This window comes from Pseudocitrobacter sp. 73 (genome assembly GCF_008369545.1).
GTDB classification, from domain to species: domain Bacteria; phylum Pseudomonadota; class Gammaproteobacteria; order Enterobacterales; family Enterobacteriaceae; genus Pseudocitrobacter; species Pseudocitrobacter vendiensis.
The window spans coordinates 412,804-438,014 of sequence record NZ_VTZO01000008.1 but is presented as its reverse complement, the minus strand read 5'-3'; the positions used below and the strand labels follow the sequence as shown (position 1 = coordinate 438,014).

The following is a 25,211-nucleotide window of genomic DNA, read 5'->3' as shown; positions in this document are numbered from 1 at the left end:
AAGGGATATCTCATGCGTACAGAATATTGCGGACAGCTTCGACCGTCCCACGTTGGGCAGCAGGTGACTCTGTGTGGTTGGGTCAACCGTCGTCGTGATCTCGGTAGCCTCATCTTCATTGATATGCGTGACCGCGAAGGCATCGTGCAGGTGTTTTTCGATCCAGATCGTGCCGACGCATTAAAGCTGGCCTCCGAACTGCGTAATGAGTTCTGCATTCAGGTAACCGGCACCGTGCGTGCACGTGACGAGAAGAACGTCAACGCCGACATGGCCACCGGTGAAATCGAAGTGCTTGCGTCTGATCTGACCATCATCAACCGTTCAGAATCACTGCCGCTGGATTCAAACCACGTTAACACCGAAGAAGCGCGTCTGAAGTACCGCTACCTCGACCTGCGTCGCCCGGAAATGGCGCAACGCCTGAAGACTCGTGCGAAAATCACCAGCTTTGTGCGTCGCTTTATGGACGATCACGGTTTCCTCGATATCGAAACCCCGATGCTGACCAAAGCGACCCCGGAAGGCGCGCGCGACTACCTGGTACCGTCTCGCGTACATAAAGGTAAATTCTACGCGCTGCCGCAGTCTCCACAGCTGTTCAAACAGCTGCTGATGATGTCCGGCTTCGACCGCTACTATCAGATCGTAAAATGCTTCCGTGACGAAGACCTGCGTGCTGACCGCCAACCGGAATTCACCCAGATCGATGTCGAAACCTCCTTCATGACCGCACCGCAAGTGCGTGAGATCATGGAAGCGATGATTCGTCAGCTGTGGCTGGAAATCAAAGGCGTGGACCTGGGTGATTTCCCGATCATGACCTTTGCCGAAGCCGAACGCCGTTACGGTTCCGATAAACCGGACCTGCGTAACCCGATGGAACTGGTAGATGTTGCTGATCTGCTGAAAGATGTTGAATTCGCGGTCTTCGCTGGCCCGGCAAACGATCCGAAAGGTCGCGTTGCGGCGCTGCGTGTTCCTGGCGGTGCGGCACTGACCCGCAAGCTTATCGACGAATACGGCAATTTCGTGAAGATCTACGGCGCGAAAGGTCTGGCTTATATTAAAGTCAACGAACGTGCAAAAGGTCTGGAAGGCATCAACAGCCCGGTAGCGAAATTCCTGAATGCAGAAATCGTAGAAGCGATTCTTGAGCGCACCGGCGCACAAGACGGCGACATGATCTTCTTCGGCGCGGACAACAAAAAAGTGGTTGCCGACGCGCTGGGTGCACTGCGCCTGAAACTGGGTAAAGACCTTAATCTGACCGACGAGTCCATGTGGGCGCCGCTGTGGGTTATCGACTTCCCGATGTTTGAAGACGACGGTGAAGGCGGCCTGACCGCGATGCACCACCCGTTCACCTCGCCGAAAGACATGACCGCTGACGAACTGAAAGCGGCACCGGAAGACGCGGTAGCGAACGCATACGACATGGTCATCAACGGCTATGAAGTGGGCGGAGGTTCTGTGCGTATTCACCGTGGTGAAATGCAGCAGACCGTGTTCGGCATTCTGGGCATTAACGAACAGGAACAGCGTGAGAAATTCGGCTTCCTGCTCGACGCACTGAAATACGGTACGCCGCCGCACGCAGGCCTGGCATTCGGTCTTGACCGTCTGACCATGCTGCTGACCGGCACCGATAACATCCGTGACGTTATCGCCTTCCCGAAAACCACGGCAGCAGCCTGTCTGATGACTGAAGCGCCAAGCTTCGCGAATCCGGCTTCTCTGGCTGAACTGAACATTCAGGTCGTGGCGAAGGAAGCAAAAGAGTCGCTGGAGAACAAGTAATATGTCATTCAAGCGTCCCGTGTCGATTCTCGTGGTGATTTATGCCGAGGACACGAAGCGGGTGCTGATGCTACAGCGGCGTGATGATCCTGATTTCTGGCAGTCGGTTACCGGCAGCGTGGAAGAGGGTGAAAGCGCGCCGCAGGCTGCCGCGCGTGAAGTAAAGGAAGAGGTCTCTGTCGATATTTTCGCAGAGCGTCTGAATCTTATGGATTGTCAGCGTACGGTGGAGTTTGAAATTTTTAGTCATTTACGTCATCGCTATGCGCCGGGGGTCATGCGCAATACTGAATCCTGGTTTTGCCTTGCGCTCCCTCACGAACGGGAGATCGTGTTCACTGAACATCTGACCTACCGCTGGGTTAATGCTGTGGACGCCGCGGCCTTAACCAAGTCGTGGAGCAACCGGCAGGCGATTGAAGAGTTTGTAATTAACGCCGCCTGATAGGGCGCGCTTTTTGAGGAAATATTTATGGCAGGTCATAGTAAATGGGCCAACACCAAACACCGCAAAGCGGCACAGGATGCCAAGCGCGGTAAAATCTTCACCAAAATCATTCGTGAGCTGGTAACGGCTGCGCGTCTGGGCGGCGGCGACGCTGGCTCCAACCCGCGTCTGCGTGCGGCGATTGATAAAGCGCTGTCTAATAACATGACGCGTGACACCCTGAACCGTGCCATCGCACGTGGCGTGGGCGGTGATGATGATGCGAACATGGAAACCATCATTTATGAAGGTTACGGCCCTGGCGGTACTGCGGTGATGGTTGAATGTCTGTCTGACAACCGTAACCGTACCGTCGCGGAAGTGCGCCATGCGTTCACCAAAACCGGTGGTAACCTGGGCACTGACGGTTCCGTTGCCTACCTGTTCAGCAAAAAAGGCGTGATCTCCTTCGAGAAAGGCGATGAAGACGCAATCATGGAAGCTGCGCTGGAAGCGGGTGCCGAAGACGTTGTGACCTTCGACGATGGCGCTATTGACGTCTACACCGCATGGGAAGAGATGGGCGCAGTACGTGATGCGCTGGAAGCGGCTGGCCTGAAAGCCGACGAAGCAGAAGTCTCCATGATCCCATCGACCAAAGCAGACATGGATGCAGAAACTGCGCCGAAACTGCTGCGTCTGATCGATATGCTGGAAGACTGCGACGATGTGCAGGAAGTCTACCATAACGGTGAGATCTCTGATGAGGTAGCAGCGACTCTGTAATGGAGCCGTTCACTCAACAACCGGAGGTGCGTGTTGTCGATTATTCTCGGGATTGACCCCGGCTCACGCATCACCGGTTACGGCGTCATCCGCCAGGTTGGCAGGCAGCTTACCTATTTAGGCAGCGGCTGCATCCGAACCAAGGTGGATGATCTGCCGTCCCGTCTGAAGCTAATCTACGCTGGCGTCAGCGAAATCATCACCCAGTTTCAGCCTGATTTTTTTGCCATTGAGCAGGTCTTTATGGCGAAAAACGCCGACTCCGCGTTAAAGCTGGGGCAGGCGCGCGGCGTGGCAATTGTCGCGGCGGTGAATCAGGACCTACCGGTGTTTGAATATGCCGCCCGTCAGGTCAAGCAGACCGTCGTGGGCATTGGTAGCGCTGAGAAAAGCCAGGTGCAGCACATGGTGCGCACGCTGCTGAAGCTCCCCGCGAATCCACAGGCCGATGCCGCCGATGCGCTGGCCATTGCCATCACCCACTGCCATGTCAGCCAGAACGCGATGCAAATGAGCGAATCGCGGCTGAATCTGGCGAGAGGGCGACTGCGTTAAATTTGAATGCCTCTGCTGACTCAGAAAGAGGCATTATCGTTTTGATATTAATTCTGCTGTTTAAAATAGTCTTTGCATTGTTGCCATGTTACCCCCATTGGCCAGCTTTGGCGTTCGACTTGACCATCAATCATGGCATTTGCACGGGTAAACGTCTCTTTATCATCAGCTATGCAAGAGGCGATCAATACACCATTCAGCGTTCTTGTAGAGTGGTATTGCACGTAGCGGTCTCTCCAACCTTGTAGAAGGTCGTTCCAGGAGACTATTTTTTTATTTCGCAATAAATTCATGCTATCTGGTTGAAAGAAGAAAGCATTATGCCAGATGTAAGCATACATAGATAAACCAGATTGTGTTTTATTTTTATCCGCAGCAATTCGCGCGATCTTTTCTATTTCTTCATAACTGCCGCCCCACTTAGGTAATCGACCCTCCATTGCCTGTAAATAATTATCCTGATAAGTAGGGTATTTTTCGATTCCTTCATAAAAGGTTTTATATAATAAGTCTTTATCTTCAAGGTTTCTGGCAACCATCATCATGATGGGATACCATTCAGCGTCTTTATCAGCCAGGTCCTTGTTTTTTAGTAGATATTCTTTTTGCTGGTTGACAAGTTTTTTGTATTTTGGCCATACGCTGGGATCAACAGAGTCCGCCGGACCTTCACCCCGGAGTTCGACAATCTGAGCATTATATTTAAATGCTTTAAGTATCCTTGCACCGGAAGAGTTGGGTACTGCTTTCAGCCATTCATTAATTGTCTCATCAGTAAAACCACCATCGCTGACATCATTCTTATAGATGTCGTACATGCTTCCCCAAAATATTTCTAGTTTTTGCGTTCCTCCGCTGGTTGCAGGGAAGTTAGTATTATATTGTTTAATTATTGATTCCAACTGTACCCAGTCTTTTTTATAGGTAAGGTCCATTACTTGTTGTTCAATAACTCCACGCTCTGTCATTTCAGTTGTAGTACTTGCTGAAGCAATAACCGGGGAAAGTATTAATGCTGAAAATATAAATTTCTTAATATTCATAGATCATCCTTTTCTCTAACGAAAGTGGCTTGATTTGCAGTTGAATAATTGGGGTTTACTTTATGTTCTGATTACTGCTGTTGAAAATAAGATCCAGGCTCGGATGATGCCACAAGCTGGCTGGTGTCACAGTTTTGCGATTCCACGGAATTGAGCCTAAAAACCAGAACTTCCAGAACGCGAGTTTTGCGTTAGGGTTGCGGTGCAACAGATTTTCAAACGTTTCAATTTCCCCAACAGGAATACATAACGCCTCCTTATAAATATCGAAGACGAATTTCGAACAAAACTGACGCGCGGAGTCATATTTAAAACCGGTGTGATAGAGTTTATGCAGGCGACCAGGGACCTTCTCGACCAGCGCAAGCTTCTGTTCCGTGGTTAATCCCCCTGTCAGGCGACGGACGGCGTAGAGTTGATCGGTCGAGCGCTGAATAAAGCGTGCCAGCGTTGTCACCGTTGAGAGCGGTACGCGGCTTTCTGCGACCAGATAGTCTTCGCCATCGTGACCGATAATAATGCCGACGTGGTTGCTCCAGCACTGTGAGGCAGCGGAGATTTGCCCAAACAGGCGAGCGCCGATGCAGGTGAAGACAATATCGCCGGTTTCATATTTGGCTGGGTAATTTATTTTCACTATTTAATCCATTGTTTATATATAATCTATAATCTTTCTTTCCTAAGAATAAAGAATTAACATTGTATTAGGGTAATAACAAGGCAAGTTTTATGAAATCCTTAATGAAGGTGATGGGTTTACTTTTAATAAGTTATTGTGTGAATGCATTCGCTAATGACAATGTTATTCGCTACCCCTATCGCTATGGACGCGTTTCTTTAAATGATAAAGGGGAAATTGTTCCGCGAATTATTCATATAAGTGATGGTATCTACGGCGTGGGTGAAGTTGGTACGAGTATCAACAATGCGAGAATGGCCAAAAGTGGAGTAGCCGTGAGGCTTGGCGTCATACAGCAAGGACGGGGGGTGAATGCATTTCTGGATTTCTACAATCGCAATAATCAACCTGCTTATATATTTAAAGGTGGATTGCTACCCTGCAACGCTGCATTTAACGTTTCAACGAGTAATATTGTCCTTGATGGGATGTGTGGAATTTATGATGGTGTCGATGGCTGGCAAGTTATTCCGCCGGGTGGGCATTATAAGAGATCGTTTTCACTGACTCAGGCTTTTGAATTCTTACCTGGGAAACATCATTATAAAATTAACTCAAGCAGTTTTTCCATCAAAGTGGGGAATGATATTTTTGCAAGAGAGGCGGCTGAAAGAATACTTTTTGATGTGATTAACTGGCGATATGGCTACGTGTTAAAAAGTTATGAAATGGTGTCAGAGGGGGATTTGCTGGCGGGGACTTATGCTCTGTCTGGCACTCAATCTGCTAACAGGGGTGATGAATATTTGATTTACTCAAACCAGGCCTCGATTACTCTTGATGGTAACGATTTAGAACATACACAGGCGTATCAATGGCGAATTGAGAATGGACTTACTCCGAAGAAATTTAACGTGCAGGGAGTGGGTGAATAGCATTCACCTTGACTATCGGCTATCCAGAAAAACCACCACACATCAACTTTTGTTTCATCCCTCGCTGGATATCTATCCAGCATTTTTTTATGATACACCTTTGTATCAGAGCCATTAACGCAGGAGCGTCATGTGATAGGCAGACTCAGAGGCATCATCATTGAAAAACAACCCCCGTTAGTACTGCTGGAAACGGGCGGCGTCGGCTATGAAGTGCATATGCCGATGACCTGCTTCTATGAGCTGCCGGAAGCGGGGCAGGAAGCCATCATCTTCACCCACTTCGTGGTGCGCGAAGATGCACAGTTGCTCTACGGCTTTAACAACAAACAGGAACGTACCCTGTTTAAAGAATTGATTAAAACCAACGGCGTTGGTCCGAAGCTGGCGCTGGCGATCCTCTCCGGCATGTCGGCGCAACAGTTTGTTAATGCCGTTGAGCGTGAAGAACTTGGCGCACTGGTGAAACTGCCGGGTATTGGTAAAAAAACCGCCGAGCGTTTGATTGTCGAAATGAAAGACCGCTTCAAGGGGCTACACGGTGACCTGTTTACACCTGCTGCCGATCTGGTGCTCACCTCTCCGGCAAGCCCGGCGACGGACGATGCAGAGCAGGAAGCGGTTGCTGCGCTGGTGGCGCTGGGCTATAAACCTCAGGAAGCCAGCCGGATGGTCAGCAAAATCGCGCGTCCGGATGCCAATAGCGAAACATTGATCCGCGAAGCGTTACGCGCTGCGCTGTGAGGTAGAGGATGATTGAAGCAGATCGCCTGATTAGTGCAGAAAGCACGCTGCCAGAAGATGTGGCAGACCGCGCCATCAGGCCAAAATTGCTGGAAGAGTATATTGGTCAGCCGCAGGTGCGCTCGCAGATGGAGATTTTCATCCAGGCTGCGAAGCTGCGTGGTGATGCGCTCGACCATCTGCTGATTTTTGGCCCGCCGGGGCTGGGTAAAACCACGCTGGCTAATATTGTAGCCAATGAAATGGGTGTGAATTTACGCACAACCTCTGGCCCGGTGCTGGAGAAAGCGGGCGATCTGGCGGCAATGCTGACGAATCTCGAACCGCATGACGTGCTGTTTATCGATGAAATCCATCGACTATCACCGGTGGTGGAAGAGGTGCTCTATCCGGCGATGGAGGATTATCAGCTCGATATCATGATTGGCGAAGGCCCTGCCGCGCGCTCGATTAAAATCGACTTGCCGCCGTTTACGTTGATTGGTGCGACCACGCGCGCGGGGTCGTTAACCTCGCCGTTGCGTGACCGTTTCGGTATTGTTCAGCGTCTTGAATTTTATCAGGTGCCTGACCTGCAACATATCGTTGGCCGTAGCGCCCGCTATATGGGGCTGGAGATGAGCGAAGAGGGCGCGCTGGAAGTGGCGCGCCGCGCGCGCGGTACGCCCCGTATTGCCAACCGTCTGCTCAGGCGTGTGCGCGACTTCGCGGAAGTGAAGCATGATGGCACCATTTCAGCGGATATCGCCGCGCAGGCGCTGGATATGCTTAACGTCGATGCGGAAGGGTTTGATTATATGGACCGCAAATTGCTGCTTGCCGTTATCGACAAATTCTTCGGCGGCCCGGTGGGGTTAGATAACCTGGCGGCGGCGATTGGCGAAGAGCGAGAAACCATTGAAGATGTCCTGGAGCCCTACCTGATTCAGCAGGGCTTCCTGCAACGTACGCCGCGTGGACGTATGGCGACGGTGCGTGCATGGAATCACTTCGGCATCACGCCGCCGGAAATGCCCTGAGAACCGTGTCGGATGGCGATGCTCACGCATCTTATCCGACCTACAAAACCGTATTCGTAGGCCGGATAAGGCGAAGCCGCCATCAGGCAAAACACGACTCCGCGCCTGAAGATCGGATAAGCGAAGCCGCCATCCGGCATCTCAACGGCTCACTGAGCCTGCTTTTTCATCATACTGAAAATGAACAGCACTGCTGCACACAGCACGACTGACGGGCCAGCCGGTGTATCATAAAACGCCGAGAAGGTCAGGCCGCCGGTGACCGCAATCATCCCCACGCCAACGGCGATGCTCGCCATTTGCTCCGGCGTGCGGGCAAAACGACGTGCCGTCGCGGCGGGAATAATCAGCAATGACGTGATGATAAGCGCCCCCACAAACTTCATTGCCACGCCGATGGTTAACGCCGTCACCAGCATCAGCAGCAGCTTCACGCGCTGAAGTTTCACGCCATCAACAAACGCCAGGTCCGGGCTGATGGTCATCGACAGCAGGTTACGCCACTGCCAGAAGAGAATGGCCAGCACAATCACCACGCCAATCGCGATGGAAACCAGATCTTCCGGCGTCACCGCCAGCAGGTCGCCAAACAAATACGCCATCAGATCCACGCGGATATTCGACATCAGGCTGACGACCACCAGACCCAGCGACAGCGCACTGTGCGCCATAATCCCTAACAAGGTATCGACCGCAAGGTGAGGGCGTTTTTCCAGCCATACCAGCCCGCCGGCCAGGAAGAGCGTAACGGCGATAACCGCATAGAAAGGATTGACATCCAGCAGCAGGCCAAAGGCGACTCCCAGCAATGACGCATGGGCCAGGGTATCGCCAAAATAGGACATGCGACGCCAGACCACAAACGAACCCAGTGGGCCCGCGGCGCACGCCAGCATCATCCCGGCCAGCCAGCCGGGCAGTAATAATTCAATCATGAGTGACCATTTCCCCGACGCAAAACAATACGACCCTGTAAATCGTGGCGATGGTTATGCTGATGGCGGTAGATACCGAGTTGCTCAGCGCCGCGCGGGCCGAACATCGAGATAAATTCAGGATGCATTGACACCACGTCCGGCGTGCCGGAACAGCAGATGTGATGATTCAGGCATAAAACTTCGTCAGTTTTTGCCATCACCAGGTGCAGGTCGTGCGAAACCATCAGCACCGCGCAGTCCAGTTCCTGACGTAGCTGGTTAATCAGATCATAGAGCGCGACCTGACCGTTAACATCGACACCCTGCGTCGGTTCGTCCAGCACCAGCAACTGCGGACTGTTCAACAGCGCGCGCGCCAGCAGGACGCGCTGCGTCTCGCCGCCAGACAGTTTCTGCATTGGCGCGTTAAGCAAATGACCTGCCTGCACGCGTTTCAGCGCCGGAAGGATATCCGCTTTTTTGGTTGCCGGGTGCAGACGTAAAAAACGCTCAACCGTCAGCGGCAGTGTCGCGTCCAGGTGTAATTTCTGCGGCACATAGCCAATGCGCAGTTTGCCCTCGCGCTTGATCACGCCTTCATTGGGTGCTACCAGGCCTAAAACCACGCGTACCAGCGTGGATTTACCCGCACCGTTCGGCCCGAGTAACGTCAAAATGCGTCCTGGCTTCAGGGCCAGTGAAATGTCAGACAGCACGCGGCGCTGGCCGAATGAGACCGAAACATTTTCCAGTGTTACAAGATTCGTCATAGCAATTAAGGGTTGCACAAGTGAGTGAATGTTATAATATCACATTCCACTTATTCATTACGATTATCAGACGCATTATGTTACAGAAAAATACGCTTCTTTTCGCTGCTTTATCGATTGCGTTCAGCGGTGCCGCCGTTCAGCACGCTGACGCGGCTGTGGTCGCCTCATTAAAACCGCTTGGATTTATCGCTTCAGCTATCACCGATGGCGTCACCGACACGCAGGTTTTACTGCCTGACGGTGCGTCTGAACATGATTATTCTTTACGCCCTTCGGATGTAAAACGCTTACAGAACGCGGACTTAGTCGTTTGGATTGGGCCGGAAATGGAAGCGTTCATGAATAAGTCAACGCAAAGTATTTCTGACAAAAATAAAGTCACCATTGCCCAGCTTGACGGTGTGAAACCATTGCTCATGAAAGGTAGCGATGATGATGACCATGACCATGAAGGTGACCACGATCACGCAGGCCATGAGAGTGAAAAAGGTGACGCACATCACCATCACGGCGACTACAACATGCATCTGTGGCTCTCGCCAGAGATAGCGCGGCTGTCAGCGGTTGCAATCCATGACAAATTAGTGGAACTTATGCCGCAGAGTCGAGCCAAACTCGACGCCAACCTGAAGGATTTTGAGGCACAATTAGCCACAGCCGATAAAGAGGTTGGCAACGAGCTGGCACCGCTGAAAGGGAAGGGGTATTTCGTTTTTCATGACGCCTATGGCTACTATGAAAAACAGTACGGTTTAACGCCGCTTGGCCACTTTACCGTAAACCCTGAAATCCAGCCCGGTGCGCAGCGTTTACATCAAATCAGAACACAGTTGGTTGAGCAAAAAGCAACCTGCGTTTTTGCTGAGCCACAGTTCAGGCCAGCGGTCGTTGAAGCGGTGGCCCGGGGAACTTCTGTGCGTATGGGCACGTTAGATCCGCTGGGGACAAACATTCAACTGAGCAAAGAGAGTTACGCGACGTTTCTTCGTCAACTCGCGAACCAATATTCGAGCTGCCTGAAAGGAGATTAATGAGGAAGTGAATACGTGCAACAGATAGCCCGCTCTGTCACCCTGGCGTTTAACAATTTGCCGCGACCCCACCGCGTTATGCTGGGGTCGTTGACAGTCCTGACTTTAGCGGTCGCCGTATGGCGACCATACGTTTATCACCCAACATCCAGCCCGATTGTGCGCACCATCGAGCTGGAACAGAAAGAAATACGTTCCCTGTTGCCGGAAGCAAGCGAGCCTATCGACCAGGCAGCACAGGAAGATGAAGCTATCCCACAGGATGAGCTGGACGAAAAAACTGATAATCAGCATGAATATGTCGTCTCGACAGGTGACACGCTCAGCAGCATCCTCAATCAGTATGGTATCGATATGGGTGATATCAGTCGTCTTGCGGCGGCAGATAAAGACCTGCGTAATATGAAAATCGGCCAGCAGCTCTCCTGGACGCTGACGGCGGATGGCGATTTACAACAGCTCACCTGGGAAATGTCCCGTCGCGAAACCCGTACCTATGACCGCGTTGCTAACGGCTTTAAAATGAGCGCGGAAACGCAGCAGGGCGAGTGGGTGAACAGCCTGCTGAAAGGTACTGTTGGCGGCAGCTTTGTGACCAGCGCGCGCAATGCCGGGCTTACCAGCACAGAAGTGAGCGCGGTCATCAAAGCGATGCAGTGGCAGATGGACTTCCGCAAGCTGAAAAAAGATGATGAATTCGCTGTACTGATGTCGCGCGAAATGCTGGATGGCAAACGCGAGCAGAGCCAACTGGTTGGCGTACGAATCAGAACAGAAGGAAAAGATTATTACGCAATTCGTTCTGAAGACGGTAAGTATTACGACCGTAACGGTACCGGGCTGGCAAAAGGTTTCCTGCGTTTCCCAACCGCGCGTCAGTTCCGTGTCTCATCTAACTTTAACCCGCGTCGTCTGAACCCGGTTACCGGTCGCGTCGCGCCACACCGTGGCGTAGATTTCGCTATGCCACAAGGTACGCCAGTACTGGCGGTGGGTGATGGTGAAGTGGTGATGGCGAAGCGTAGCGGTGCGGCAGGTTACTATGTGGCGATTCGCCATGGTCGTACATACACCACCCGTTACATGCACCTTCGCAAAATCCTCGTGAAGCCAGGGCAGAAAATCAAACGTGGCGACCGTATCGCGCTTTCCGGAAATACCGGACGTTCTACTGGCCCGCATCTGCACTATGAAGTGTGGATCAACCAGCAGGCAGTCAACCCGCTGACGGCGAAACTGCCGCGTACGGAGGGTCTGACCGGTTCCGATCGTACGGATTATCTGGCACAGGTTAAGCAGGTCCTTCCGCAACTGCGCTTTGATTAACTTCGCTTAATTTATAGACAATTAAAGCCGGTGCACTCAGTGTCGCCGGCTTCTTCTTTTGTGTGAAACTGAGCGCCTCGCTACACTATCGGTAATCGTTTCGCACCAGAAGCGCTCTTCATGGAATAAGCATGGAAACAAACAAAAAAAACAGTGAATACATTCCTGAATTCGAAAAAGAGTTTCGCCGCCCGCAGAACTGGGGCGCGTGGTTGGGCGTGTTCGCCTTTGCGGGAGCCGCGTGTTTACCCGCGAAAGTTCGCGACCCGTTACTGGGGACGCTTGGCCGCTTAGCCGGGCGTCTGGGTAAAAGTGCTCGTCGCCGCGCGCAGATTAACCTGCGCTATTGCTTCCCCGAAAAAAGCGATGCGGAAATCGAGTCTATCATCGATGGTATGTATACCACTGCGCCGCAGGCGATGGCGATGATGGCTGAACTGGCGATTCGCGGGCCAGAGAAAATTCTGCCGCGCGTCGACTGGCAGGGCGAAGAGATCATCGATGAAATGCACAAGAAGGGCGAGAACGTCATTTTCCTCGTGCCGCACGGCTGGGGTGTGGATATCCCGGCCATGCTGATGGCGTCACAGGGGCAGAAAATGGCCGCCATGTTCCATAATCAGGGCAACAAAGTATTCGACTACGTGTGGAATACCGTGCGCCGTCGTTTTGGTGGTCGCCTGCATGCGCGTAACGACGGCATCAAGCCGTTTATCCAGTCGGTGCGTCAGGGATACTGGGGCTACTATCTGCCGGATCAGGATCACGGCCCGGAGCACAGCGAATTCGTTGATTTCTTCGCGACCTATAAAGCCACGCTCCCGGCGATTGGTCGTCTGATGAAGGTGTGCCGTGCACGCGTGGTGCCGCTGTTCCCGGTCTATGATGGCAAAACACATCGTTTAACCATCCTGGTGCGCCCGCCGATGGACGATCTGCTGGAAGCCGACGATCACACCATTGCGCGTCGGATGAATGAAGAGGTGGAGATTTTTGTCGGCCCGCATCCGGAACAATACACCTGGATCCTGAAACTGCTCAAAACGCGTAAACCGGGTGATATTAAGCCGTATAAACCGAGCGAGAGATATCCGGAGTAAGTCGCTTTATGTGCCCGGTGGCGCTGCGCTTACCGGGCCTACACGAATTGAGTAGGGCAAAGTCTGGTAGGCCTGATAAGCGAAGCGCCATCAGGCAGTTTTACAGCCTACTCGTAGCTAAAAATAAAAAGGCCTCTTCACATGAAGAGGCCTTTTACACATTAAAGAACTATCTTATTCGACAGTCAAAATACGCGTGGTGTTGGTGGAACCCACGGTATCCATCACGTCGCCCTGAGTCACAATCACCAGGTCGCCGGCAACCAGATAGCCTTTGTCGCGCAGCAGATTAACGGCCTCATGGGCTGCCGCAACGCCGTCGCTTTCGCTATCGAAATGCACCGGCGTCACGCCGCGATACAGCGCGGTCAGATTCAGGGTGCGCTCATGACGAGACATGGCGAAAATCGGCAGTCCGGAGGTGATACGTGAAGTCATCAGCGCGGTACGGCCAGACTCGGTCATGGTGATGATGGCGCTCACACCTTTCAGATGGTTTGCCGCGTACATCGCGGACATCGCAATGGCTTCTTCCACGTTGTCGAACTGTACGTCCAGGCGGTGTTTAGAGACGTTAATGCTGGGGATTTTTTCCGCACCCAGGCACACGCGTGCCATTGCCGCGACGGTTTCAGACGGATACTGGCCCGCAGCGGTTTCTGCAGAGAGCATCACCGCATCGGTACCATCCAGCACGGCGTTCGCCACGTCCATAACTTCCGCACGGGTTGGCATTGGGTTGGTAATCATCGATTCCATCATCTGGGTTGCCGTGATCACGGCACGATTCAGCTGACGCGCGCGACGAATCAACGCTTTCTGAATACCCACCAGCTCCGGGTCGCCGATTTCTACACCCAGGTCGCCACGCGCAACCATCACCACGTCAGACGCCAGGATGATGTCATCCATCGCGTCCTGGCTGCAAACGGCTTCCGCACGTTCAACTTTAGCGACGATTTTCGCGTCGCAGCCTGCTTCGCGTGCCAGACGACGAGCGTAGTTGAGGTCTTCGCCACAGCGCGGGAAGGAGACCGCCAGATAGTCGACCGCAATTTTTGCCGCCGTGACAATATCTGCTTTGTCTTTCTCAGTCAGGGCTTCTGCAGAGAGGCCGCCGCCCAGTTTGTTGATACCTTTGTTGTTAGAAAGCGGGCCGCCGACGGTTACTTCGGTGAACACTTTCATGCCCTGAACTTCCAGCACTTTCAGCTGTACGCGACCATCGTCGAGCAGCAGAATGTCGCCTGGAACGACGTCAGCAGGTAGACCTTTATAGTCGATACCGACCTTTTCTTTATCGCCTTCACCTTTACCCAGGTTGGCGTCGAGCAGGAATTTGTCGCCGATGTTGAGGAAAACTTTGCCTTCTTTGAAGGTTGAAACACGGATTTTGGGACCCTGGAGATCGCCTAAAATAGCTACATGACGACCCAGTTTTGCCGCGATTTCGCGTACTTTATCAGCGCGAAGCTTATGATCTTCCGGTGTGCCGTGGGAGAAGTTCATTCGTACAACGTTGGCGCCGGCGGCAATGACTTTCTCAAGATTATTGTCGCGGTCAGTGGCTGGCCCTAACGTGGTAACGATTTTGGTTCTGCGAAGCCTTCTGGACATGTAATACTCCGTTAACTTAAACAACCAGGTGTTGCGTGAACATGGATTCGGCTCCTTTAAGGTAGCACCGCTTGTGCAGTGATAACGCCGAATGTCTCATCAATAGTGCTTTTACAAATTTTAATGGTTATCGCTGTGTGTCATACGTTCTTTATCAAACCGCGATTCCTTCAACGCTTCTTTGACTCGCTTCAAGTTATCCCTGAATTTCGCGCCCCGGCGCAGCGTAAAACCGGTAGCCAGCACGTCAATGACCGTCAACTGTGCCAGCCTGGAAACCATGGGCATATAAACGTCGGTGTCCTCGGGTACATCGAGTGTAATGGCCAGCGTGGCTTCGCGCGCGAGCGGCGTATTTGCCGACGTCAGCGCAATCACCATGGCATCGTTCTCACGTGCCAGCTGTGCCAGTTCCACCAGACTTTTGGTTCTGCCCGTGTGTGAAATGAGCACCACAACGTCATCCTCGCTGCAATTCATACAGCTCATCCGTTGCAGGACGATGTCATCGGAATAGACAACCGGAACGTTGAATCGGAAGAATTTGTTCATGGCGTCATGGGCGACAGCGGCGGAAGAACCCAATCCGAAGAAGGCGATACGTTTAGCCTGAGTCAGGAGATCGACCGCCCGATTGACCGCCGACATCTCCAGCGACTGGCGAACATGCGCCAGACTTGCCATCGCCGACTCGAATATTTTCCCGGTATAGGCTTCTACACTGTCATCTTCATCCACATTACGATTAACATACGGTGTACCGTTGGCCAGACTTTGGGCAAGATGAAGCTTAAAATCGGGGAAGCCACGCGTTTCCAGACTGCGACAAAAACGGTTGACCGTCGGCTCGCTGACCTCAGCTTCCAGCGCCAGCGCCGCAATACTTGAGTGGATAGCCTGCTCTGGTGCGGCGAGGATCACCTCCGCCACTTTACGTTCGGATTTGCTAAGGTTTTCCAGTTGCGACTGAATTTTTTCCAGCATGTTCATCGTGATGGGGCGCTCATTGATTGAAACGATTCCATTAATGGGTGAAATCTGCAGGCGTTTTAGCAAGAATATACCCCTCAAGGTTGATGAAAGGGGACAAACAACAGCAAAAAATGTTGTTTTTTTTCATTACATGATCAACGTCGAATTTTTGCATACCCGTTCAGGGCGAAAGAACGAACAAAATTAGCGCTTTGCCCAGGCGTTAAGCCGCAGATATTTCCATTTGTGCGGTCTAAGGCGGTAAAAGGTTTCGGTAAGTTAGTAAACACAGTACAGTGCGGTGTAATAAAATTACAACTGTAGCCTGGCATAAGAACCAGGAAATACAACTGAGGAGAATGACATGGCGGTAACGCAAACGGCCCAGGCATGCGATCTGGTCATTTTCGGCGCGAAAGGTGACCTGGCGCGTCGTAAATTGTTGCCTTCCCTGTATCAGCTTGAAAAAGCCGGTCAGATCAATCCGGACACCCGTATTATCGGGGTAGGACGTGCGGATTGGGACAAAGAAGCCTACACCAAAGTGGTGCGCGAGGCGCTCGAGACCTTCATGAAGGAGAAAATAGATGAAGGTTTGTGGGAAACGCTGAGTGGCCGCCTGGATTTCTGTAATCTGGATGTCAACGACACCAGTGCATTTAGCCGCCTTGGCGACATGCTCGATCAGAAAAACCGTGTCACCATCAACTACTTCGCGATGCCGCCTAATACGTTCGGCGCGATTTGCAAAGGGTTAGGTGAGGCGAAACTGAACGCCAAGCCTGCGCGCGTGGTGATGGAAAAACCGCTGGGTACCTCGCTTGCGACCTCGCGTGAAATCAACGATCAGGTGGGCGAATACTTCGAAGAGTGCCAGGTTTACCGTATCGACCACTATCTGGGTAAAGAAACGGTGCTGAACCTGCTGGCGCTGCGTTTTGCCAACTCCCTGTTTGTGAACAACTGGGATAACCGCACTATCGATCACGTCGAAATCACCGTGGCAGAAGAAGTCGGCATCGAAGGCCGTTGGGGCTACTTTGATCAGGCCGGTCAGATGCGCGATATGATTCAGAACCACCTGCTGCAAATTCTGTGCATGATTGCGATGTCGCCGCCGTCCGATCTGACTGCCGACAGCATTCGCGATGCCAAAGTGAAAGTACTGAAATCCCTGCGTCGTATCGACCGTTCTAACGTGCGCGAAAAAACCGTACGCGGTCAGTACACTTCAGGTTTTGCGCAGGGCAAAAAAGTGCCGGGCTACCTGGAAGAAGAGGGCGCCAACAAGCAGAGCAATACGGAAACCTTCGTCGCTATTCGCGTGGATATCGATAACTGGCGCTGGGCGGGCGTGCCGTTCTACCTGCGCACCGGTAAACGACTGCCGACTAAATGCTCTGAAGTGGTGGTGTACTTCAAAAACCCGGAACTCAATTTGTTTAAAGAGTCCTGGCAGGAGTTGCCGCAGAATAAACTGACGATCCGCTTGCAGCCAGATGAAGGTGTGGATATCCAGGTGCTGAACAAAGTGCCGGGTCTGGACCACAAACATAACCTGCAGATCACCAAGCTGGATCTGAGCTACTCCGAAACCTTCAATCAAACGCACCTGGCGGATGCTTACGAGCGCCTGCTACTGGAAACCATGCGCGGAATTCAGGCGCTGTTCGTGCGCCGCGATGAAGTGGAAGAAGCGTGGAAGTGGGTCGACTCCATCACTGAAGCGTGGGCCGCCGATCAGGACCCGCCGAAACCGTACCAGGCAGGCACCTGGGGGCCGGTGGCGTCCGTTGCGATGATCACCCGCGATGGCCGTTCCTGGAACGAGTTTGAGTAACGTATGACGGTAATCCCATTGGGGTATTTTACCGGTAACATGATCTAACACAGCATGTAGTGCTATTTTTACGCATTTAAGCCCCGGGTGGATTCACCCCCGGGGCTTTTTTTATTACACTATCTTCAGATGTTTGCCCCTAAGCTACAGAATACGGGGGTTTTGTGGCAGAAAATGCTAATCAAAACCTTATGTCGCTGGAGCCTGGACAGAAAATTTTTGAGGAGCTTTTATGAATCCTGTATTGTTACGCGTAACAAATCGCATTATTGACCGCTCGCGCGATACCCGTTCTGCCTACCTTGAACGCATCAAGCGTGCGAAGACCGAAACCGTTCACCGCTCCCAGCTGGCCTGCGGTAACCTGGCGCACGGTTTTGCGGCTTGCGGCGCAGAGGATAAAGCGTCGCTGAAAAGCATGCTGCGTAACAATATTGCGATCATCACCTCCTATAACGACATGCTCTCCGCGCATCAGCCGTATGAGCACTATCCTGATATCATTCGTAAAGCCCTGCACAGCGTCAGCGCGGTGGGTCAGGTTGCGGGCGGCGTACCAGCAATGTGCGATGGAGTCACGCAGGGCCAGGACGGGATGGAACTTTCCCTTCTGAGCCGTGAAGTGATCGCCATGTCTGCCGCGGTGGGCCTGTCTCACAACATGTTTGATGGCGCGCTTTATCTCGGCGTGTGCGACAAAATCGTTCCGGGGCTGGCTATGGCGGCGCTCTCTTTCGGTCACCTGCCGTCCGTCTTCATTCCGTCAGGCCCGATGGCAAGCGGCCTGCCGAATAAAGAAAAAGTCCGTATTCGTCAGCTGTATGCGGAAGGTAAAGTTGATCGTAACGCGCTGCTGGAATCCGAAGCGGCTTCTTACCATGCGCCAGGTACCTGTACGTTTTACGGCACCGCGAACACTAACCAGATGGTGATTGAATTCATGGGGATGCAGCTGCCGGGCTCTTCATTTGTTCACCCGGATGCGCCGCTGCGTGAAGAACTGACGGCGGCTGCCGCACGTCAGGTGACCCGCATGACGGGTAACGGTAACGAATGGATGCCGCTCGGTCAGATGATCGACGAAAAGGTTGTGGTCAACGGTATCGTTGCACTGCTGGCAACGGGCGGCTCAACTAACCACACCATGCACCTGGTGGCTATGGCGCGTGCTGCGGGTATCATCATCAACTGGGATGACTTCTCTGAAATCTCCGACGTTGTGCCGCTGATGGCGCGTCTGTACCCGAACGGCCCTGCAGATATTAACCACTTCCAGGCGGCGGGCGGCGTGCCGGTGTTGGTGCGTGAACTGCTGAAAGGCGGTCTGCTGCACGAAGACGTGAACACCGTGGCGGGCTTCGGTCTGTCTCACTACACCATGGAGCCGTGGCTGAATAACGGCAAGCTGGACTGGCGTGAAGGCGCAACCGCGTCTCTGGATGAAAACATCATCGCCTCCTTCGACAAACCGTTCTCCAAACATGGCGGCACCAAAGTACTGAGCGGAAACCTTGGCCGCGCAGTGATGAAAACCTCTGCCGTGCCGGTAGAAAACCAGGTTATCGAAGCGCCAGCGGTGGTCTTTGAGAGCCAGCATGACGTTCTGCCAGCCTTTGAAGCGGGCCTGTTGGACAAAGATTGCGTGGTCGTTGTGCGCCATCAGGGGCCAAAAGCGAACGGAATGCCAGAATTACATAAACTCATGCCGCCACTTGGTGTATTATTGGACCGCTGTTTCAAAATTGCGTTAGTCACCGATGGACGACTCTCTGGTGCATCAGGTAAAGTGCCGTCAGCAATTCATGTCACCCCGGAAGCCTATGATGGTGGTTTGCTGGCAAAAGTACGTGACGGCGATATGATCCGTGTCAACGGGCAGACCGGCGAATTAACGCTGCTGGTCGATGAAGCCGAGCTGGCCGCACGTCAACCGCACATTCCTGACATGAGCGCCTCCCGTGTCGGTACTGGCCGCGAAATGTTCAGCGCGCTACGCGAGAAACTCTCCGGCGCAGAGCAGGGCGCAACCTGCATTACCTTTTAAGATGATACGTTTTTAGATCTGGCGAGAGAATAATCTGATGAAAAACTGGAAAACCACTGCAGAAGCAATCCTGACTACGGGTCCTGTTGTACCGGTAATCGTAGTGAACAAGCTGGAACACGCTGTGCCGATGGCAAAAGCGCTGGTTGCAGGCGGTGTACGCGTGCTGGAAGTGACCCTGCGTACCGCGTGCGCAATGGACGCTATCCGCGCTATCGCTAAAGAAGTGCCGGACGCTATCGTAGGTGCGGGTACCGTCACTAACCCGCAGCAGTTGAAAGAAGTCACCGAAGCAGGCGCGCAGTTCGCTATCAGCCCGGGCCTGACTGACTCTCTGCTGAAAGCAGCAACCGAAGGTACTATCCCGCTGATCCCGGGTATTAGCTCTGTTTCTGAACTGATGCTGGGTATGGATCACGGTCTGAAAGAGTTCAAATTCTTCCCGGCTGAAGCAAACGGCGGCGTGAAAGCGCTGCAGGCGATTGCAGGTCCGTTCTCTCAGGTTCGTTTCTGCCCGACTGGCGGTATCTCTCTGAAAAACTGCCGCGACTACCTCGCGCTGAAAAGCGTTCTGTGTGTTGGTGGTTCCTGGCTGGTTCCGGCGGATGCGCTGGAAGCAGGCGATTACGATCGTATCACCAAACTGGCTCGCGAAGCCGTAGAGACTGCAACGCTGTAAGTGCGTAACTATGCCGGGTGGCACTGCGTTTACCCGGCCTATAAGGCATCTGCAATGTATTGAATTTGCATAAATTGTAGGCCGGATAAGGCGTTTACGCCGCATCCGGCAAGAACAACACGCACTTTGCAAGCAACCAGAAGCGGGCCCAGCGGCCCGCTTTTTTTATCCCTTCACAATCACCGCGGCGGCAGCTACTTTTGCCCGCTCGATGGCGTCATCAACCGAATCGGCGGTTGCCAGCGCCACACCCATTCGACGCGTACCGTCGATTTCCGGTTTAGCAAACAAACGAACCTGCAGACCCGCACCCACCGCACCATTTACGTTATCAAAGGTGACGTTCTGGCTCTGTAAACACGGCAGAATAACCGCTGAGGCAGACGGGCCATACTGACGAATTGCACCAACCGGGAGGCCCAGGAAAGCGCGAACGTGCAGGGCGAACTCGGAGAGGTCTTGTGAAATCAGTGTCACCATTCCGGTGTCATGCGGGCGTGGGGAAACCTCGCTGAAGATAACGTCATCACCACAGACAAACAGTTCCACACCGAATAAACCATGACCGCCCAGCGCCAGCACGACGTCGCGGGCGATAGCCTGCGCACGTTCCAGGGCGAGCGGGCTCATCTGCTGGGGTTGCCACGATTCACGATAATCGCCATCTTCCTGACGGTGACCGACCGGCGCACAGAAGTGAACGCCATCCACCGCGCTCACCGTCAGCAGAGTGATTTCAAAATCAAAATTCACCACCCCTTCGATGATGACGCGACCCGCTCCCGCACGACCGCCCTGTTGGGCATACTGCCAGGCGTCAGCAAGCTGCGCTTCGCTGCGAATGAAGCTCTGGCCTTTGCCGGATGAACTCATTACGGGTTTGATGATGCAGGGCAGGCCAATTTCCGTGACGGCATCGCGGAATGTGGCTTCGCTGTCGGCGAAGCGGTATGCCGAGGTGGGGAGCTTGAGTTCTTCGGCGGCCAGACGACGAATGCCTTCACGGTTCATGGTCAGCTGCGTGGCACGCGCGCAGGGCACCACGTTTTGGCCCTGACGTTCCAGCTCAACCAGCATGTCGGTCGCGATGGCTTCAATTTCCGGCACGATGAAATCTGGCTTTTCCGCTTCTACCAGCGCTTTCAGCGCCTGACCATCCAGCATGTTAATGACGTGAGAGCGGTGAGCGACGTGCATGGCAGGCGCATCGGCATAGCGATCGACAGCAATCACCTCAATTCCCAGTCGCTGACACTCAATGGCTACCTCTTTTCCGAGTTCGCCAGAACCTAATAGCATTACGCGCGTCGCCGCAGGACGCAGGGCTGTGCCGAGTAAAGTCATTGCATTTTCCATCGTCTGTCAAAATTTCGCGCATTATAAACGAAAACGTTTGCGTCTGTCTTGCTGTCGACGTTAATGCGGCGCTATCACGTTAAATTTGCGCATCTTTATGCGGCGCAGACATATCCTGACACCGACTCGCCTACGCTGGATAACTGGTACAAATCTATCGGAGGTCATATGTCTGGCTGGCTTAATCAATTGCAATCGCTGCTGGGGCAAAAATCGGGTGAGGGGAAGAAAGATCTCAGCCAAATGCTGGTGCCTGGCGCGCTGGGCGGGCTGGCGGGTTTGCTGGTCGCCAGTAAATCCTCGCGCAAAATGCTGGCGAAATACGGCACCGGAGCGTTGTTAGTCGGCGGCGGTGCGGTGGCGGGTAGCGTGTTGTGGAACAAATATAAAGGAAAGCTTCAGGGTAATCCGCATACAGAACAGAAATACGGTGAACCTGCCGCTCCGCTGGATGTGCGTACAGAGCGACTGATTCTGGCGCTGGTGTTTGCCGCGAAGAGCGACGGGCATATTGATGCCAAAGAGCAGGCGGCGATAGAACAGCAACTGCGTGAAGCGGGTGTTGAAGAGCAGGGACGTGCGCTGATCGCGCAGGCTATCGAGCAGCCGCTCGATCCCCAGCGTCTGGCGCGTGATGTGCATAACGAAGAAGAGGCTTTAGAGCTTTACTTTGTGAGCTGCGCGGCGATAGATATCGACCACTTTATGGAGCGCAGTTATCTTAATGCCCTGGGTGACGCGCTGAAGCTGCCGCCGGAAGTGCGAGAAGGCATCGAGCAGGATTTGCAGCAACAAAAACAGCAACTTTAAACGTCTTGTCACAGGTTTCGCTTGCATCGTCGTTTAATTTGTCCACCCTTATAGGGTGTGACTAATACAGAAGAACAATGACATGCCGCCAAAAGCGAAACAAATTCCTCACGCCATGACGCTTCATGGCGATACGCGTATTGATAACTATTTCTGGCTGCGCGACGACAATCGCGCAGCGCCAGAGGTCCTCGATTATCTGCATCAGGAAAATGATTACGGAAAAAGTGTGATGGACTCTCAGCACGCCCTTCAGGAGCGCGTGCTAAAGGAGATAGTCGACCGTATTCCCCAGCGAGAAGAGTCCGCGCCTTATACCAAAAACGGTTATCGCTATCGCCAGGTTTATGAGCCGGGCTGCGAGTACGCGATATATCAGCGTCAATCTGTGCAGAAGGGGGAGTGGGAACCCTGGGATCTGTTACTCGACGCCAATCAGCGCGCTGCGCACAGTGAATTTTATACACTCGGTGGGCTGACGGTTTCACCGGACAACGATCTGTTGGCGATCACTGAAGATTATCTTTCGCGTCGTCAGTACGGCCTGCGATTTTGCAATTTGCGTACCGGGAACTGGTACCCTGAAGTGCTGGAGAATGTCTCTCCTGGCATTGTCTGGGTCAATGATTCACAAACGCTCTATTATGTTCGCAAGCACCCCACGACGCTTCTGCCGTGGCAGGTGTGGCGACATCGCATTGGCACGCCTGCGGCGCAGGATACGCTGGTCTATGAAGAGAAAGATGATACGTTTTACGTCAGCCTGCATAAAACGTCCTCGAAACACTATGTAGTGATTGCGCTCTCGAGCGCCACAACCAGCGAAATGCGGTTGCTCGATGCTGAGCTGCCGGATGCCGAACCGATCGTGTTCCTGCCACGTCGCAAAGATCATGAATACAGCATCGATCATTTCCAGCATCATTTTTATATTCGCTCCAACCGCGAAGGGAAAAACTTTGGTCTTTATCGCAGTAGCGTACGCGATGAGAGAGAGTGGCAAACGCTAATCCCAGCACGCAATGATGTGATGCTGGAGAGCTTCACACTCTTTACCGACTGGCTGGTGCTTGAGGAGCGTCAGCACGGTCTGACCAGCCTGCGGCAAATTAATCGCCATACGCGTGAAGAGAGCGGAATTGCCTTTGATGACCCGGCCTATGTCACCTGGGTGGCCTATAATCCTGAGCCGGAAACGTCGCGGCTGCGCTATGGCTATTCGTCCATGACCACGCCGGATACGCTATTTGAACTGGATATGGATTCCGGGGAGCGTAAGGTGCTGAAGCAGCAGGAGGTCAAAGGCTTTGACGCCTCGCATTATCAGAGCGAACACCTGTGGATCACCGCGCGCGATGGCGTGGAAGTCCCCGTTTCGCTGGTGTATCACCGTGAACACTTCCGCAAAGGGAAAAATCCGCTACTGGTGTATGGCTATGGTTCTTATGGCGCGAGTATGGACGCCGACTTCAGCAGCAGCCGCCTGAGTCTGCTGGATCGCGGTTTTGTCTATGCTATCGCCCACGTTCGCGGCGGCGGTGAGTTGGGGCAGCAGTGGTACGAAGACGGCAAATTCCTGAAGAAGATGAACACCTTCAATGATTACCTTGATGTGACCGATGCGCTACTCGCGCAGGGATACGGCGACGCCAGACTGTGCTACGGCATGGGCGGCAGCGCGGGCGGGATGTTAATGGGGACCGCCATTAATCTGCGTCCTGAGCTGTTCCACGGCGTGGTGGCGCAGGTGCCGTTTGTTGATGTCGTCACGACGATGCTGGACGAGTCTATTCCGCTGACCACCGGGGAATTTGAGGAGTGGGGAAATCCGCAGGATGAGACCTATTACCATTACATGAAGTCATACAGCCCCTACGACAATGTGCAGCCGATGGCGTATCCGCATCTGCTGGTCACCACCGGGTTGCATGATTCTCAGGTACAGTACTGGGAGCCCGCGAAATGGGTGGCCAAACTGCGCGAGCAGAAGGTGGATGATAACCTTCTGCTGCTGTGTACGGATATGGACTCCGGGCATGGTGGGAAGTCGGGGCGCTTCAAAAGTTATGAAGGCGTGGCGCTCGAATTCACGTTTCTGATTGCGCTGGCTCAGGGTACCTTACCCGGCAGAAGCGTCCGCTAAGTTATTCGCCCAGATAGTGCTTTAACGTGAGGCGCAATTCCGGGCTCATTCGATCCAGGTTGTTGAACAACCACCGTAAATAACCTGGATCGTTCTCCGCCACTTCCGAAACCTCTTTGCCGCGATATTTACCAAAGGTAAAGGTGCGCAGCAGCGCCGGGCGTCCGGTGACATCGACCATTTGTTCGGGCGACCAGCCAGAAACATCGATGATATCAATCAGTAATGCGGCAGTGATATAGCAATCATACAACGCGCGGTGGTGATGCAACCCCGGCGGCGTAGCGACGCTCAGTTTGCGTGACTTATATAGCGCCATGTTGCTGTATTTGATACCGGGCCATAACCGACGCGCCATCTTCATGGTGCAAATCCACTCGCCGTCCATTTCTGGCAGAACGCGACGGTCGAAGCTGGCGTTGTGCGCGACATACCACGGGCTTCCCTGGTAAAACGGCAGCACCTCTTCAATCCACGGCTGATCGGCAACCATCTCTTCCGTAATGCGGTGAATTGCCATCGCCTGTGCGCTGATCGGGCGATCGGGGCGCACGAGGTGGCTCATTGGGTTGGTGATTTTCCCATCCACGACATCGACAGACGCTATTTCAACGACGCCCCCCTGAAGGTCGCAGGTTTCGGTATCGATCACGCGTAACATGGCATACTCCCGGC

General features: G+C 53.3%; 23 protein-coding genes. 15 read left to right on the top strand and 8 right to left on the bottom strand.

Annotation, left to right across the window (positions count from 1 at the left end; genetic code table 11):
• Positions 1 to 12 precede the first annotated feature (12 nt).
• The 4 genes from aspS to ruvC are packed head-to-tail and all read left to right on the top strand — an operon-like array spanning position 13 to position 3,568.
• Positions 13 to 1,800 carry an aspartate--tRNA ligase gene (gene aspS, locus F0Q32_RS09350; protein WP_149462823.1) on the top strand — a complete coding sequence of 596 codons (1,788 nt, stop codon included), beginning with the start codon at positions 13 to 15 and terminating at the stop codon, positions 1,798 to 1,800.
• Position 1,801: 1 nt separating this feature from the next.
• Positions 1,802 to 2,245, top strand: coding sequence for a dihydroneopterin triphosphate diphosphatase (gene nudB / locus F0Q32_RS09345; RefSeq protein ID WP_149462822.1), 444 nt, complete (start codon positions 1,802 to 1,804; stop codon positions 2,243 to 2,245).
• Between the two features lie 27 nt (positions 2,246 to 2,272).
• Positions 2,273 to 3,013 carry a YebC/PmpR family DNA-binding transcriptional regulator gene (locus F0Q32_RS09340; protein ID WP_015964020.1) on the top strand — a complete coding sequence of 247 codons (741 nt, stop codon included), beginning with the start codon at positions 2,273 to 2,275 and terminating at the stop codon, positions 3,011 to 3,013.
• Positions 3,014 to 3,046: 33 nt separating this feature from the next.
• Entirely contained in the window at positions 3,047 to 3,568 is a 522-nt protein-coding gene (gene ruvC, locus F0Q32_RS09335; protein ID WP_015964021.1) for a crossover junction endodeoxyribonuclease RuvC, read from the top strand.
• Between the two features lie 47 nt (positions 3,569 to 3,615).
• On the opposite strand, the gene F0Q32_RS09330 is transcribed toward ruvC, so the two are convergent.
• Both F0Q32_RS09330 and F0Q32_RS09325 read right to left on the bottom strand, forming a co-directional pair.
• Positions 3,616 to 4,611 (bottom strand): DUF4034 domain-containing protein, encoded by a 996-nt coding sequence (locus F0Q32_RS09330; RefSeq protein ID WP_149462821.1) that lies wholly within the window; start codon positions 4,609 to 4,611, stop codon positions 3,616 to 3,618.
• 55 nt (positions 4,612 to 4,666) lie between these two features.
• Positions 4,667 to 5,248 carry a YebB family permuted papain-like enzyme gene (locus F0Q32_RS09325; protein WP_149462820.1) on the bottom strand — a complete coding sequence of 194 codons (582 nt, stop codon included), beginning with the start codon at positions 5,246 to 5,248 and terminating at the stop codon, positions 4,667 to 4,669.
• A gap of 92 nt (positions 5,249 to 5,340) precedes the next feature.
• Between F0Q32_RS09325 and F0Q32_RS09320 the strand changes: the two genes are divergently transcribed.
• From F0Q32_RS09320 to ruvB, 3 genes are all read left to right on the top strand, one after another.
• Positions 5,341 to 6,165, top strand: a complete 825-nt coding sequence (locus tag F0Q32_RS09320) for a hypothetical protein (protein WP_188016845.1) — start codon at positions 5,341 to 5,343, stop codon at positions 6,163 to 6,165.
• Between the two features lie 132 nt (positions 6,166 to 6,297).
• Complete coding sequence (ruvA, locus tag F0Q32_RS09310; protein WP_149462819.1) at positions 6,298 to 6,909, top strand: Holliday junction branch migration protein RuvA; 612 nt, start codon at positions 6,298 to 6,300, stop codon at positions 6,907 to 6,909.
• An 8-nt stretch (positions 6,910 to 6,917) separates the two neighbouring features.
• Positions 6,918 to 7,928: a Holliday junction branch migration DNA helicase RuvB gene (gene ruvB, locus F0Q32_RS09305; RefSeq protein ID WP_149462818.1), complete on the top strand. Its 1,011-nt coding sequence runs from the start codon at positions 6,918 to 6,920 to the stop codon at positions 7,926 to 7,928.
• Between the two features lie 149 nt (positions 7,929 to 8,077).
• Here the strand turns inward: ruvB and znuB are convergent, their stop codons facing one another.
• Both znuB and znuC read right to left on the bottom strand, forming a co-directional pair.
• Positions 8,078 to 8,863, bottom strand: coding sequence for a zinc ABC transporter permease subunit ZnuB (gene znuB / locus F0Q32_RS09300; RefSeq protein ID WP_149462817.1), 786 nt, complete (start codon positions 8,861 to 8,863; stop codon positions 8,078 to 8,080).
• Positions 8,860 to 9,615 carry a zinc ABC transporter ATP-binding protein ZnuC gene (znuC, locus tag F0Q32_RS09295; protein ID WP_015964029.1) on the bottom strand — a complete coding sequence of 252 codons (756 nt, stop codon included), beginning with the start codon at positions 9,613 to 9,615 and terminating at the stop codon, positions 8,860 to 8,862. The genes znuB and znuC overlap by 4 nt, the downstream gene beginning before the upstream one ends.
• A 77-nt stretch (positions 9,616 to 9,692) precedes the next feature.
• On the opposite strand from znuC, the gene znuA reads away from it, so the two are divergent.
• The 3 genes from znuA (at position 9,693) to lpxM (ending at position 13,075) form a co-directional block, all read left to right on the top strand.
• Entirely contained in the window at positions 9,693 to 10,649 is a 957-nt protein-coding gene (gene znuA, locus F0Q32_RS09290; RefSeq protein ID WP_149462816.1) for a zinc ABC transporter substrate-binding protein ZnuA, read from the top strand.
• A gap of 15 nt (positions 10,650 to 10,664) precedes the next feature.
• Entirely contained in the window at positions 10,665 to 11,975 is a 1,311-nt protein-coding gene (gene mepM / locus F0Q32_RS09285) for a murein DD-endopeptidase MepM (protein WP_149462815.1), read from the top strand.
• A gap of 131 nt (positions 11,976 to 12,106) precedes the next feature.
• Positions 12,107 to 13,075 (top strand): lauroyl-Kdo(2)-lipid IV(A) myristoyltransferase, encoded by a 969-nt coding sequence (gene lpxM / locus F0Q32_RS09280; RefSeq protein ID WP_149462814.1) that lies wholly within the window; start codon positions 12,107 to 12,109, stop codon positions 13,073 to 13,075.
• 174 nt (positions 13,076 to 13,249) lie between these two features.
• Here lpxM and pyk read toward each other — a convergent pair whose 3' ends face one another.
• Positions 13,250 to 14,692, bottom strand: coding sequence for a pyruvate kinase (gene pyk / locus F0Q32_RS09275; protein WP_015964035.1), 1,443 nt, complete (start codon positions 14,690 to 14,692; stop codon positions 13,250 to 13,252).
• 120 nt (positions 14,693 to 14,812) lie between these two features.
• Positions 14,813 to 15,682 carry a MurR/RpiR family transcriptional regulator gene (locus F0Q32_RS09270; protein WP_113857102.1) on the bottom strand — a complete coding sequence of 290 codons (870 nt, stop codon included), beginning with the start codon at positions 15,680 to 15,682 and terminating at the stop codon, positions 14,813 to 14,815.
• 346 nt (positions 15,683 to 16,028) lie between these two features.
• Between F0Q32_RS09270 and zwf the strand changes: the two genes are divergently transcribed.
• From zwf to F0Q32_RS09255, 3 genes are all read left to right on the top strand, one after another.
• The gene (gene zwf, locus F0Q32_RS09265; RefSeq protein WP_149462813.1) at positions 16,029 to 17,504 is read left to right on the top strand and encodes a glucose-6-phosphate dehydrogenase; all 1,476 of its coding nucleotides are present in this window, start codon (positions 16,029 to 16,031) and stop codon (positions 17,502 to 17,504) included.
• Between the two features lie 232 nt (positions 17,505 to 17,736).
• Positions 17,737 to 19,548, top strand: a complete 1,812-nt coding sequence (edd, locus tag F0Q32_RS09260) for a phosphogluconate dehydratase (RefSeq protein ID WP_149462812.1) — start codon at positions 17,737 to 17,739, stop codon at positions 19,546 to 19,548.
• Positions 19,549 to 19,585: 37 nt separating this feature from the next.
• Positions 19,586 to 20,227: a bifunctional 4-hydroxy-2-oxoglutarate aldolase/2-dehydro-3-deoxy-phosphogluconate aldolase gene (locus F0Q32_RS09255; RefSeq protein ID WP_015964039.1), complete on the top strand. Its 642-nt coding sequence runs from the start codon at positions 19,586 to 19,588 to the stop codon at positions 20,225 to 20,227.
• 165 nt (positions 20,228 to 20,392) lie between these two features.
• Here F0Q32_RS09255 and purT read toward each other — a convergent pair whose 3' ends face one another.
• On the bottom strand, positions 20,393 to 21,571 hold the full coding sequence (purT, locus tag F0Q32_RS09250) for a formate-dependent phosphoribosylglycinamide formyltransferase (protein ID WP_149462811.1): 1,179 nt from the start codon (positions 21,569 to 21,571) through the stop codon (positions 20,393 to 20,395).
• A 180-nt stretch (positions 21,572 to 21,751) separates the two neighbouring features.
• On the opposite strand from purT, the gene F0Q32_RS09245 reads away from it, so the two are divergent.
• Together F0Q32_RS09245 and ptrB are read left to right on the top strand one after the other, a co-directional pair.
• Positions 21,752 to 22,393 carry a tellurite resistance TerB family protein gene (locus F0Q32_RS09245; RefSeq protein ID WP_149462810.1) on the top strand — a complete coding sequence of 214 codons (642 nt, stop codon included), beginning with the start codon at positions 21,752 to 21,754 and terminating at the stop codon, positions 22,391 to 22,393.
• Positions 22,394 to 22,475: 82 nt separating this feature from the next.
• Positions 22,476 to 24,536 (top strand): oligopeptidase B, encoded by a 2,061-nt coding sequence (gene ptrB / locus F0Q32_RS09240; protein ID WP_149462809.1) that lies wholly within the window; start codon positions 22,476 to 22,478, stop codon positions 24,534 to 24,536.
• A gap of 1 nt (position 24,537) precedes the next feature.
• Here ptrB and exoX read toward each other — a convergent pair whose 3' ends face one another.
• Positions 24,538 to 25,197, bottom strand: coding sequence for an exodeoxyribonuclease X (gene exoX, locus F0Q32_RS09235; protein ID WP_149462808.1), 660 nt, complete (start codon positions 25,195 to 25,197; stop codon positions 24,538 to 24,540).
• Positions 25,198 to 25,211 lie beyond the last annotated feature (14 nt).